Source organism: Corallococcus sp. AB045, assembly GCF_003668895.1.
Lineage (GTDB): Bacteria > Myxococcota > Myxococcia > Myxococcales > Myxococcaceae > Corallococcus > Corallococcus coralloides.
In genome coordinates this window covers 1-11,768 of record NZ_RAWN01000253.1, presented here as the reverse complement: position 1 = coordinate 11,768, position 11,768 = coordinate 1, and the positions used below count along the sequence as shown (strand labels likewise).

Annotated in this window: 11 protein-coding genes and 1 pseudogene; all 12 read right to left on the bottom strand. The window is 70.8% G+C overall.

Features of this window, described 5'->3' with window-relative positions; genetic code table 11:
• A partial coding sequence (locus D7Y21_RS36715) for an FHA domain-containing protein (RefSeq protein ID WP_233612432.1) occupies positions 1 to 445 on the bottom strand: 445 nt, incomplete at its 3' end.
• A gap of 36 nt (positions 446 to 481) precedes the next feature.
• Complete coding sequence (locus D7Y21_RS43175; protein WP_233612431.1) at positions 482 to 3,580, bottom strand: FHA domain-containing protein; 3,099 nt, start codon at positions 3,578 to 3,580, stop codon at positions 482 to 484.
• Positions 3,581 to 3,653: 73 nt separating this feature from the next.
• The gene (locus tag D7Y21_RS36705; RefSeq protein ID WP_120565596.1) at positions 3,654 to 4,544 is read right to left on the bottom strand and encodes a type II secretion system F family protein; all 891 of its coding nucleotides are present in this window, start codon (positions 4,542 to 4,544) and stop codon (positions 3,654 to 3,656) included.
• 13 nt (positions 4,545 to 4,557) lie between these two features.
• Positions 4,558 to 5,403, bottom strand: coding sequence for a type II secretion system F family protein (locus D7Y21_RS36700; protein ID WP_120565597.1), 846 nt, complete (start codon positions 5,401 to 5,403; stop codon positions 4,558 to 4,560).
• A gap of 78 nt (positions 5,404 to 5,481) precedes the next feature.
• Positions 5,482 to 6,300 carry a Flp pilus assembly protein CpaB gene (gene cpaB, locus D7Y21_RS36695; protein ID WP_120565598.1) on the bottom strand — a complete coding sequence of 273 codons (819 nt, stop codon included), beginning with the start codon at positions 6,298 to 6,300 and terminating at the stop codon, positions 5,482 to 5,484.
• A 233-nt stretch (positions 6,301 to 6,533) separates the two neighbouring features.
• Positions 6,534 to 6,794, bottom strand: a complete 261-nt coding sequence (locus D7Y21_RS36690; RefSeq protein WP_120565599.1) for a hypothetical protein — start codon at positions 6,792 to 6,794, stop codon at positions 6,534 to 6,536.
• Positions 6,795 to 6,854: 60 nt separating this feature from the next.
• Entirely contained in the window at positions 6,855 to 8,312 is a 1,458-nt protein-coding gene (locus tag D7Y21_RS36685) for an anti-sigma factor (RefSeq protein ID WP_121718171.1), read from the bottom strand.
• Positions 8,309 to 8,956 (bottom strand): RNA polymerase sigma factor, encoded by a 648-nt coding sequence (locus D7Y21_RS36680; protein WP_120565707.1) that lies wholly within the window; start codon positions 8,954 to 8,956, stop codon positions 8,309 to 8,311. Before D7Y21_RS36680 ends, D7Y21_RS36685 begins: the two co-directional genes overlap by 4 nt.
• A 64-nt stretch (positions 8,957 to 9,020) precedes the next feature.
• Positions 9,021 to 9,428, bottom strand: coding sequence for a DUF2085 domain-containing protein (locus D7Y21_RS36675; protein WP_121718170.1), 408 nt, complete (start codon positions 9,426 to 9,428; stop codon positions 9,021 to 9,023).
• Positions 9,397 to 10,458 carry an ABC transporter ATP-binding protein gene (locus tag D7Y21_RS36670; protein ID WP_121718169.1) on the bottom strand — a complete coding sequence of 354 codons (1,062 nt, stop codon included), beginning with the start codon at positions 10,456 to 10,458 and terminating at the stop codon, positions 9,397 to 9,399. Before D7Y21_RS36670 ends, D7Y21_RS36675 begins: the two co-directional genes overlap by 32 nt.
• Entirely contained in the window at positions 10,455 to 11,465 is a 1,011-nt protein-coding gene (locus tag D7Y21_RS36665; protein WP_121718168.1) for an ABC transporter ATP-binding protein, read from the bottom strand. Before D7Y21_RS36665 ends, D7Y21_RS36670 begins: the two co-directional genes overlap by 4 nt.
• Positions 11,462 to 11,768, bottom strand: a pseudogene (locus D7Y21_RS36660) (hypothetical protein); the annotation flags it as partial. The gene D7Y21_RS36665 and the pseudogene D7Y21_RS36660, both read right to left, overlap by 4 nt.

The following is an 11,768-nucleotide window of genomic DNA, read 5'->3' as shown; positions in this document are numbered from 1 at the left end:
GCCGGGGGCCGGTGGGGGCCTGCACCTTCGCGGTGCTGTTGGCGGTGTCCTCGTAGCGCAGCTCCGAGTCACCCAGCGTGATGACGTCGCCGTTGGCGAGGAGCGTCTCCTCGGAGATGGGCTCGCCGTTGACGATGGTTCCGTTGCCGGAGCCCATGTCACTGACCATCCAGCCGGCGGACTCCTTGCGCAGCGTCACGTGCTTGCGCGAGACGGACGTGTCCTGGATGCAGATGGGGTTGTCGGTGGCGCGGCCGACCGTGTACTCGAGCTCGGAGAGCGCGAACTCCTCGCCCTCCATGGGGCCGGCGACGACGACGAGCTTCGCGGGGCGGGCCGCGGCGGCACCGGCGGTCGACCGGCGGACCGGCGCGCGCGAACCAGTCCCCGAGGAGGGCGTACCGGATGTAGGCCGTCGGCGGGCGGGGGGAGGTGCGTTCGACATGGAGGTCACCGCGTCCTGCTGAGGGGGGCACGGGCCCTAAAGCTCGTGCTCATAGGCTTTTTCCTGCGCGAGATTGTGGCAGCGATGCTCGGCCGTAGGGAAGCGTCTCCGTACGTCTTCCAGGGTCGCGACCGCATCCCGTCGGCTGCGGAACTGAACCGCCCGCTGGAACTGCATCATCAGCTGGCTGCAGCGGTGGTCCAGCTCCGTTGAAATCTGGGCGATCCGCTCCCGGACGTCCTCGTAAAGCTCCGGCTTTTCGTCCAGCGCTTCCAGGGTGATCCACGCGGCGCGGTACTCCCGCCACGCCTTGAACAGGTTCTCCGCGCCCACGTCCTTGAGCTCGTAGAAGCGGGCCCCCGCCTTCGCGGCCTCCCGGGCGGAGGAGACCAGCTGATCCGGCGGCAGCTCCGGCACCGGGATGACCTCCAGCCGCAGGTTCCAGATGCGCCACGGGTCGCGGCCGGGCGGGTTGAGGGCGTTGTCGAAGAGGAGCTGGTTGTTGGCGTTGCGCCGCAGGAGGCTGGGCGGGAGGACCTGCTCCAGCTCACGCTCGGCCGTCTGCGCAGTGTCCGGGGGCACCCAGCCCAGGGACACGCCGTTGAGGGACAGGTTGACCTCGTCCCGGGCGATGCCGCTGGCCTGGTAGTGCAGCACCGCCACCGCGCGCGTGGGGGACACGAAGCGGAAGTCGAAGAGCTTGTCGTCGGCGTGGACCCAGCGCACACCGTCGCCCAGGCCGAAGGAGTCCGTCACCGGCTCCATGCCCAGCTTGAAGGGTTCGCGGCCCGGGAGCCGGATGGCCGTGGGGGCCGCGAGCGCCACGAGCAGCGTCACCACGCCCAGCGCGGCCACGACCGCCAGCGACGCGAAGCCGATGCGCTTGGGCAGCGACTGGCGCTGCCAGAAGAGGAGGAACCGGCCCTGGAGCGACTTGCCCAGCTGACGCCGCTTGCGGGCCTTGTCGGCGGCGGACGAGGGCTCGACCTTCGCGACGACCGTCACCGGGCCGTTGGGCACGGGCTGGGCGACGGAGTCCTCCAGGTCGGCGGGCACGGGCAGGGTGGCGTCACCCTCCACGTCCGGAGCGGGTACGCGGGCCAGTGGGGATTCGCCCGGCGGCGGGCCGGGGGGGATCCAGGCCGGAGGAGGCGCCACGGCCGGTGCGGCGGGCCCGGGCGCGACCTGGCCCGTGAAGGTCCCCGAGGCCCGAGTCTCCTCGGGGGCCGCGGAGAAGTCATCGTCCTGGCCGACGAAGGTCGAGGGCTCGCTGGAGTCGATCGCGGCGGCGGGCGCGCTCACGACGCGGACCGGCGGGGCCACGAGCGGACTGACCGGGGTGATGGGCCGGAGTTCGAGGAGCGTCCGCTCCTCGGGCTCCTCCATCGCCGGCGGAGGCAGCGCGGGCGAGGCCTCCTGCTGCGGCGGCGCCACTTCCAGGGGCGGCGCTTCCGGGGCCGCCGGAATCGCCATCAGCGTGCGCTCCTCGGGCTCGTCCAGCTCCGGGAAGGGCAGCACGGGAGGCGGCACGGCGGCGGGATTGGGCGAGCCCACCGTGGAGATCGCCATCAGCGTGCGCTCCTCGGGCTCGTCCAGCTCCGGGAAGGGCAGCACGGGAGGCGGCGCGGCGGCGGGCTCGGGTGCGGCCGCCGTGGGAATCGCCATCAGCGTGCGCTCCTCGGGCTCGTCCAGCTCCGGGAAGGGCAGCACGGGAGGCGGCGCGGCGGCGGGCTCGGGTGCGGCCGCCGTGGGAATCGCCATCAGCGTGCGCTCCTCGGGTTCGTCCGGCACCATGGGGGCCAAGCCCACGGGAGGCGGTGCGACGGAAGGCCGTGCTGGAGGCGGCGGAGCCATCAGCCCCGGCGGCGACATCAACGGCAGGCCGGGCGCGGAAGCCGCGGCACCCCGGGCCGCCGGAGCAGTGGACGCGCGCGCGGCGCCAAGCCCCAGCGAGGGACGGTTCAGCGCGGGCGCACCGACACCGGGCAGGTTCGCGACGGCGTGCCGCTTCGCGGGAGCCGCTGGTTCAACGGGAACTGCCACGACCTTCTCCGGAGCGGAGGTCCCCGTCGGGGCAGGAGTTCCGGCCGCGGGAAGCTCGATCGCCGTGGGGTGCGAGGGCGCAGGGGCAGCCTCCGGCGCGGACGACCGGCCCGGTCCCGAGGCACCGACCGCTGACAGTCCCGGCCCGGAGGCCCGGACGGAGGCGGAAGCGCCCGAAGCCTTGTTCGCCGCCGAGGCGCTCAGCACCGGGGGGCCAGCAGGAGCCTTGGCCGGAGCACCCGGCGCCGAAGGCCCCGACACGGGAGGTGCGGCGGGAACCTTGCCCGAAGCAGCGGACGCGGAGGCTCCCAGCACAGGTGGTCCGGCGGGAACCTTGCCCGAAGCAGCGGACGCGGAGGCACCCAGCACTGGAGGCCCGGCGGGAACCTTGCCCGAAGCAGCGGACGCGGAGGCCCCCAGCACAGGAGGCCCGGCGGGAACCTTGCCCGAAGCAGCGGACGCGGAGGCACCCAGCACTGGAGGCCCGGCGGGAGGCTTGAGCGAAGTCGCCGCACCCGGCGCGGAGGCCCCCAGCACAGGAGGCCCCGGAGGAGTCCGGACCGGTGCAGCCGCGCCTGGCACCGAGGCACTGACCGCAGGAAGATCCGGAGCGGAGGGCCGCTTCGGTGTAGCGGCCGCGGGCAGCGGCATCGCCGGGGTCGCCCCACCCTTCGCGGCGGGCACGGCCATTCCCGGGCGCGGTAGGGATGCAGGCCGGGCCATGGCCGGCATCGACTGCTGGTAGCTCGTGGGCGCCGCTTCGATCTCCGCGAGCGAGGCCTGCTCCACGCCCTGCGGCGACACCCTCGCGTGGGGCGGCGCGAGCACCCGCCGGATGGGCCGGGTGACGTCGTTGTCATCCTCCGGCGGCACCCACACGAAGGTGAACTCCACCGGCCCCACGGTGATGCGGTCGCCGTCGCGCAGCTGCTTCTCGCCGCCCAGCGGCTGGCCGTTCAGCTGCGTGCCGTTCGCGCTGCCAACGTCCTCCGCGAAGTAGCGCCCATCCCTGGCCGTGATGCGGGCATGACGCCGGGAGACACCGTGGTCATGCAGCACCAGGTCGTTCTCCGAGGTCCGGCCGATCTTCACTTCGGCCTGCTCGAAGGCGAGCTCCCGTCCAACCTGGAGCCCCTGGGTGATGGTGAGCAGGATGGGCAGAGGACTAGCCCCCGACGTTGCCGAACATGAACTGGAACACGATGGGCCCGAAGAGCACCATGAACACCGTCGGGAAGATGCAGGCGATGAGCGGGAAGAGCATCTTCACCGGCGCCTCGCCCGCCAGCTTCTCCGCGCGCTGCGTGCGGTCGATGCGCATCTGCGTGGACTGGATGCGCAGCACCTTGCCCAGGCTCGTGCCCATCTTGTCCGCCTGGATCAGCGCCGTGACGAACGTCGTCAGGGACGGCAGGTCCACACGCACGATCATGCTCTTGAGCCCCTCTTCACGCGTCTTGCCCATCTTGAGCTGCTTGAGCACCAGCTGCAGCTCTTCACGCAGCGGACCCTGGCGGCCCTTCTCCACCACCTTCGCCAGCGCACCCGTGAAGTCCATGCCCGCTTCCACCGACAGCGTCAGCAGGTCCAGGTTGTACGGAAGCGCGCGGCTGATGGCCAGGTGCCGGCGCTTCACCTGATCGTTCAACCAGATGAGCGGATAGAACAGGCCCAGCAGCATCACCAGCAGCGACCAGGCCAGGTTCGACCCGAGGCCGTTGACGACGAACAGGCCGACCAGCAGGCCGAAGAAGGCGCTGATCTCCTGCAGCGCCATGATGTCCTCGGGCTTGTACTGGGACGGCTCGCCCGCCTTGATCAGCTTGCGGCGCGTCTTGGACTCGTAGCCCGGCCACATGAAGCGCCGGTTCATCGCGCCCAGCTTGCGGATGGCGACGGAGCCCGCGCCCTTCATGCCGCCCGCGGACTCGTCGCGGACTTCCGTGAGGAAGCGCTCCAGGAGGTTGGAGTACAGGCCGATGCCCAGGAACGCCACCGCGCCCGCGGTCAGCAGTGCCGAGCCGCCCATCAGCAGAAATGTCAGGACTTCCTGCACGGTGCGCCTCGTTTCAGATGTCGATGTTGACGATGCGCCGGATGATGAGGATGCCCATGATCTCCATGATGGCGATGATGGTCACCAGGATGTAGCCGAAGATGTGGTTCATCATCGGCTCCATCAGGTCCGGACGCATGTAGTTGAGCACCAGGCCGAGCACCGCCGGCATGGCCGCGACGATCCACCCTTGAAGCTTGCCCTGGGACGTCAGCGCGTCGATCTTGCCTTCCAGACGGAAGCGCTCGCGGATCACCGTGGAGATGGTCTCGAACATCTCCGCCATGTTGCCGCCCAGCTGGCGCGCGATGTTGGTGGACACCACCACCAGCTCCAGGTCGTCGCTGCCCACGCGGCGGCCCATGTTGATGAGCGCCTCCTCCAGCGGCACGCCCAGCTTCACTTCCTTCACGAAGAGGCCGAACTCCTGGGACAGGGGCGGCATCGCTTCGCGCGCCACGTGCTCGATGGCCTGGGGGAACGTGAGGCCCGCCTTGAACGCGTTGGCCATGGCCTGCAGCGCGTCCACCAACTGCACGTTGAACTTCTTGATGCGGCGCTTGCGGTAGTGCTTCACGAGCAGCATCGGCAGGAAGAAGCCGAAGATGGTCGCGAGCACCGCCAGGATGGGGTTGAAGATGATGTAGCTGAGGATGCCCAGGAGGCACATGCAGGCGATGTTGAGGATCAACATCTGCCGCGGGTCGATGAAGAGGAACATGTCGCTCAAGTCGTTCATCGACTTGGCGACGTACCGCTCCTGGTACTGCTCATACGCCTTCGACAGGACGCTGAAGATCACCAGGCTGAAGAAGAACACCGAGCCGGTGACGAGAAGGAGGACGATACCTGCGAGCATGGGCGCGAATCCCCGGGGGATGAGGGAGGGGTCGGCAGGGCCGCTTCAGCCTTGAACGAAGCGGCCCCGCGCGCGGAACTACGGAGAGCCGGCCGAGGCCTTCTCGCCGCCGCCGCTGCCCTTGATGATCTGGATGATCTCCCGGCGCTTCTGCTCCAGCACGCGGGTGCGCTCACCGGAGAGCAGCGTGCTGATGGTGGCGCGGCCGCGCTCCTCGATGAGGTCCACGTCGTCCTCGTTGCGCAGGGACAGGGTCAACTGCCCCAGCTCCGCCGCCAGCACCAGGATCTCCGCCTCTTCCGGCAGCACCATCAGCGAGACGTTGGAGTACTCGCGCTGGTTCTCCGGGATGAGGTTGATGTTCGTGGTGCCGGTGATCTTGCCCGTGGCGACCACGATGATGTTCTGCAGCAGCGTCACCGCGACGCTCTCGTCCGTCTGCGGATCGCGGAACGTGCCGATGATGTCCACGTGGTCGTTCGGGCGGATCCACCCGCCCACGGACGTGGTCTGCTTCGCCTCGATGGTGATGGCGCGCGCCTTCTTCTGCACCTTCGTGGACAGGCGCTCGGCGGCCTTCGTCGTCTCGAACTGGCTCCAGAGGATGGGGTCGCCGGCCTGCAGCGCCACCAGCACCTTCTGGTTCACGATGTAGTTGGCGGAGTCCGGCTTCACCACCGACGAGGTGACGAACTGCTCCGGCACGGAGCGCTGGGAGATCATCTCGTACGTGATGACCGAACCCTCGGGCATGTCCTGGCCCGCCACCACCACGGGCACCAGGTTCCACCCGCGGCGCACATCCGATTCCTTCTTCTTGATGGCCGAGTAGGCCACGATGCCCGCGAGCAAACCGAGCACCAGTGCGACGACGAGTGGGGTCTTACCCTTCAACATGGTTCAAAGTCCTCCAGAACGGTGGGGCGCCGTCGTGGCGGCAGGACTGCTTTGGACGAGGGGGCAATGCCAGGGCGCGAACGAGGCAAGATGTTAGCCATGCCCCAGAGCAGGTGTCAAAACCACCTCTCGCGACAAAGCGGAATCCCGGGACCTCCGGAGCTCACGGAGCCTGCCCGCCCAAGAGGGAGGACGGCTCGACGCAGCGAGTTGATCCGCGGCCTTTGCGTCCCTCAGGGGAACGGCAGGTTCAGCACGAAGTAAAACGAGTCGTAATAGATCTGGTACGCCTCGAGGAACAGGTCGATGACGTTGGTCTGCCGGTCGTCCGTCCAGCGGATCTTCACCGTGGCGCCGATGACGAGCCCGACGATCAACACCCAGTTGATCATCGAGTACTCCACCATGGCCTGGCCACGGCGGGCCCGGCGCGGGGAGCGCGGCGGTGACTTCCGGGGGCTGTTCACGGGGGGAGCGTGCACGTCCGACGTCATGTCCCCATTATCCAGGACCCGGGCCCCGGACGCATCGGTCATGTGGACTGCCGCCCTCCCCTACTGCGCGGGCTGGGAAGGGGCGGCCTTGGCCGGAGCAGACGCCGGAGCCGTGGGGGGCGAGGCCTGACGCAGGCGGCGCTGGGCCAGCTGCGCCGCGCTGGAGCCGGGGGCCTCCGTGAGGATCTGCCCGCAGACGGCGGCGGCCTCCTGGGTCCGGCCCTGGACGGACTCCGACTCGCAGAGCCGTGAGAGCAGGGCCACCCGCTCGCTGCCGCTGGCTCCGGCCGCGAGCGCGGCGCGCAGCAGCTGGGCCTCCCGGGCGCGGTCACCCTGGTTCGCGGCGGCCTGGGCCTGGGCGGACAGGTCGCGCGCCGTCATCGCCTCCTTGGAGGCGGACTTCTCCATGGGCGCCGGCTTCGAGGCCTCCGCGCGGGCGGACTCCCGCTTGGGCATGGCGGTCGAAGGCGCCGGGGGCGTGGACGGAGGCGTCGCACCTCCGAGGGAGCCCACGGCGGAGGGGGCCATGGGCGCGGCCTGGACCACGGGCGCGGAGGCCACGGAGGGAGGCGGCGGAGGCGCGCCCGCGGCGACGCTCTCGTCGTCGTCCGAGGCGAGCCCACGGCCATAGGCCGCCTCACCCAGCCGCAGGGAGTCGCCCGCCGAGCCCATGGCCTTGTCGCTGAGCTTGCCCGAGGAGCGCCGTCGCGCGGGTTCATCCTTCGCGACGTAGCCGTCGTTGGCCGCCTCTTCCTTCGGAGGCGCCTCCGGCATGACCGCCCCGGCCGTCGCCTGCTCGAGCGCGGCGAACTCGCCGTCCGCGTCCCGGACGGCCTTGGACATCTTCTTCTTGGGAGCCTCGGCGTCCGCGCGGCGCTCCAGCAGCGCGCCACCGCTGCCCGCGTTCATCCAGTCCGACGGACGGGCCGCGGCGGTGCCCTTGCGCTGCACCTTGGCCTCCACCTGGTTCTTCTGGAACTCCATCTCGCTCGGCGCGGCCGCCAGTGCGTCCGAGGCACCTTCGGGCACGTCCACTTCGAGGGTCGCGCTCGAAGGCGCGGGGGCCATCGCGGTCGGGGCGCGCTTGTCCCGCGTCTGCGATTCCTGCTTCGCCGCCAACATCGGGCTGGGGGCCTCCCGCTGCGACAGGTTTGGCGCCAGATCGATGTTCTCGCTCACCGTCAACGTCAGGAGGCCGAAGGTGCCCACCGTGGCCAGGCCCACCGCGGGCAGCAGGAAGCGGCGCCAGCGCGAGGGCTTCGGCTCGGGGCCGGCGGCGGCGCGGCGCGCGGACTGCTGCGCGTACGCGAGCAGCGACTCCAGGCCCGCGTCCGGCGCGGGCTCCGACGACAGCTGCGCCATGGTGGTGCGCACGCCGCGGATGTCCGCCAGCGCCTTCGTGCAGCGCGCACAGCCCTGGACGTGCTGCTCCAGCGCGTGGGCCTCCGACGCGGGCAGCTCGCCATAGGCGAAGTCGAGGAGCCGGTCCTCGTGCGCGTGGGCATTCTGGGCATTCATCCCGCCACCGTCCTTCCATCCTCCGACAGGTCGCCGTCCACGCCCAGCTCACCCAGGCGGCGGCGCAGGCCCTCCAACGCGTAGCGCATGCGGCTCTTCACCGTGTTCTCGGACACGCCCGTCACCTCGGCGATCTCCTTGAACGGGATGCCGCTGTACTCGCGCAGCACGAACACCTCGCGCTGCTCCTCCGGCAGGGCCGACAGGGCCCGCTCCAACAGGGGCCGGAGGCGGGCGTTGTGCGCGCCCCGCTCCGGGCTGGCCCCGGCATCCGGCAGCCCCTCGCCCAGCGGACGTCCCTCGTCGCCGTCGGCACCCGCCGAGGGGGCTTCCAGGGACGTCGTCTGGCGGTAGCTCTCTTTGCGCGTGCTGTCCACGCAGAGGTTCCTCGCGATGGTGTACAGCCAGGTCGTGAACCGGGCCTTGGGCTCGTATTCCCGGGCGCTGCGGACCACCTTGAGCCAGGTCTCCTGCAGCACGTCCTCCGCCCGCGCCCTGTGGCCTACGAAGCGCAGGATGAAGTTGAACACCGGCGCGCGGTGCTTGCGCACCAACGCATCGAACGCACGCGCGTTTCCCGCCTGGAAGGCGAGCATCAGCTGCTCGTCTGAGGTTTCGGGTGCCAAACTTCCCCCAGTGCCCATGAAGCCACGGGTGCCATCCCCTTCACCGCCCAAGGCCTGTAACGGACAGCCGTGCGCGAAAGGTCTATTCCGGCCGTGGCCGCCGGTAAGTGGCGAGAATGACAGGGACCGCCACCCCTGTCACCAGAAGTGCCTGCGCCAGCAGCACCGCCGGTAACGGGCGCTGCACATGCACGTACAGCGAGCGGCCGAGCCCCACTCCCAACAGGATGCCCGTCAGCGTACGCACCGCGTTGGAACCCGAAGCGGGCCGGAAGCGTCCCACCGCCCAGTCCACGAGCGCGGGCAGCGTGAGCGCCAGCACCACCGGCACGTCCCACTCCCACCTGAGCGGCGCCTTCAGCGCGAACAGTCCGAGGAACACGGCGGCGAGCACCGGATACGTGCCCAGGCACCGCGCGCACACGCGCACGCCCGCGAGCACGTACGTGCGGTTGTACTCATCCGCGTGATGATGGCTGAGCCAGAACACCGGCGCCTCCTCCGGACGCGGAAACAGCGGGCCCGTCCTGCACGTTGCGCGAATCCCCTTCGGCCAGGAAGCACGCCGCGGCGTGGCCTCCACCCAGGGGATACAGCGGGGGTGACTCGCGGCGGCAGCGCTCCATCGCATGCGGGCAGCGCGGATGGAACGCGCAGCCGGTCGGCGGCGACAGGGGCGAAGGCGGCTCTCCCGGCAGCAGCAGCCGCGCGCTGGGACGCTCCGGATCCGGCACCGGCACCGGCACCGCGGACAGCAGCGCCTGCGTGTACGGATGGCGGGGCCCTGCGTACAGCGACCGGGACGGCGCCACCTCCACGATGCGGCCCAGGTACATCACCGCCACGCGCGTGGACACGTACTCAACAATCTTCAGGTCGTGCGCGATGAAGACGTACGTGAGCCCGCGCTCGCGCTGCAGGTCCACCAGCAGGTTGACGATCTGCGCCTGGATGGAGACGTCCAGCGCGCTGATGGGCTCGTCCGCCACCACCAGGTCCGGACGCAACGCGATGGCACGTGCAATGCCGATGCGTTGACGCTGGCCGCCGGAGAACTCGTGCGGGTAGCGGTGCCGCGCCTCGCGAGGCAGCCCCATGGCGTCGAGCAGCGCCAGCACCTCGTCCTCGCGCGCCTTGCCCTTCGCGAGGCCGTGGATGGCGAAGGGCTCCGCGAGGATGTCCCCCACCGTCATGCGCGGGTTGAGCGACGCGTAGGGGTCCTGGAAGACGAGCTGCATCTGTCGTCGTAGCGGCCGCAGCTCGCGCTGCGACAGGCCGGTCAGCTCGCGCCCGGCCACGCGGATGGAGCCGGAGGTCGGGTCGATGAGCCGCAGCACCGCGCGGCCCAACGTGCTCTTGCCGCAGCCGCTCTCCCCCACCAGGCCCAGCGTCTCGCCGCGGGCGACTTCGAAGGACACGCCGTCCACCGCGCGCACCGTGCCGCGCGTGCGGCCCAACAAGCCGCCCTTCACCGGGAAGTGCACCTTCAGGTCGCGCACCTGGACCAGCGGTTCGCTCATGGCGCGGGCACCGGATGATGGCAGGCGGCGGACTGGCCTCCGCGCTTCGGCTCCAGCACGGGCGTGACTCGGGCGCACAGCTCCGTGGCGCGGTCGCAGCGGTCGCGGAACGCGCACCCGGACGGCAGCGCGGTGAGCGACGGCACCATGCCGGGAATGGCCTTCAGGCGCTGACGCCCGCCCTCCACCGCCGCGCCCGCGTCGTGCAGCGACGGGATGGAGCGCAACAGGCCCGCCGTGTACGGGTGCGCGGGCCGCGCGAACAGCTCGCGCACCGGGGCCTGCTCCACGATGCGGCCCGCGTACATCACCACCACCGCGTCGCAGCTGCCCGCCACCACGCCCAGGTCATGGGTGATGAGCATCACCGCCATGTTCCGCTCGGCCTGGAGGCGCTTGAGCAGCTCCAGGATCTGCGCCTGGATGGTGACGTCCAGCGCCGTGGTGGGCTCGTCCGCGATGAGCAGCGCCGGGTCGCACGCGAGCGCCATGGCGATCATCACGCGCTGGCGCATGCCGCCGGAGAGCTGGTGCGGGTACGCGTCCGCGCGCTCGCCGGGCGCCGGGATGCCCACCTGCCGGAGCATCTCCACCGCGCGCTCACGCGCCTGCGCACGGGTGGCGCCCAGGTGCAGCCGGACGCCTTCGCCAATCTGCTCGCCCACGGTGAACACCGGGTTGAGCGACGTCATGGGCTCCTGGAAGACCATGGCTACGTGCCGGCCGCGCACGCGCCGCATCTCCTTCTCCGGCAGGGCCAGCAGGTCCTCGCCCCGGAAGCGCACCTCGCCGCCCACCACGCGGCCCGGAGGCTGAGGAACGAGCCGCATCACCGACAGCGCCGTCAGGCTCTTGCCGCAGCCGCTCTCCCCCACCACCCCCAGCGTGCCGCCGGGAGGAACGGCGAAGGACACGCCGTCCACCGCGCGCACCGTGCCTCGCGGGAGCGACAGCTGGGTGACGAGCCCCCGCACGTCCAGGAGCGGGGCCGGCGCGACGCCGGTCACTTCTGGGCCAGCTCCTCCAGGAACTCCGCCTCCTGGATGAGCCCCTTGCGGATGAGCAGGCGGATGAGGCTCGCGACCATGCGCGCGGGCTTCACCTTCTCCGTGTCCAGGCTGGCCTCTTCACCGCGCGAGATGCGGTCGATGTCGTCCAGCACCGCCAGGTCCTCCTCGGAGAAGTCCGGCTTGGGCGTGAGCGCCACGGACGGCTTCACGCCCTGCGCGGCGCCGCCGAAGAGCACCACCGGCACGCGCGGCTTGCTCGGGTCCTCCGGCTCCGCGGGGGGCGGAGGCGGGGCCGGCGGA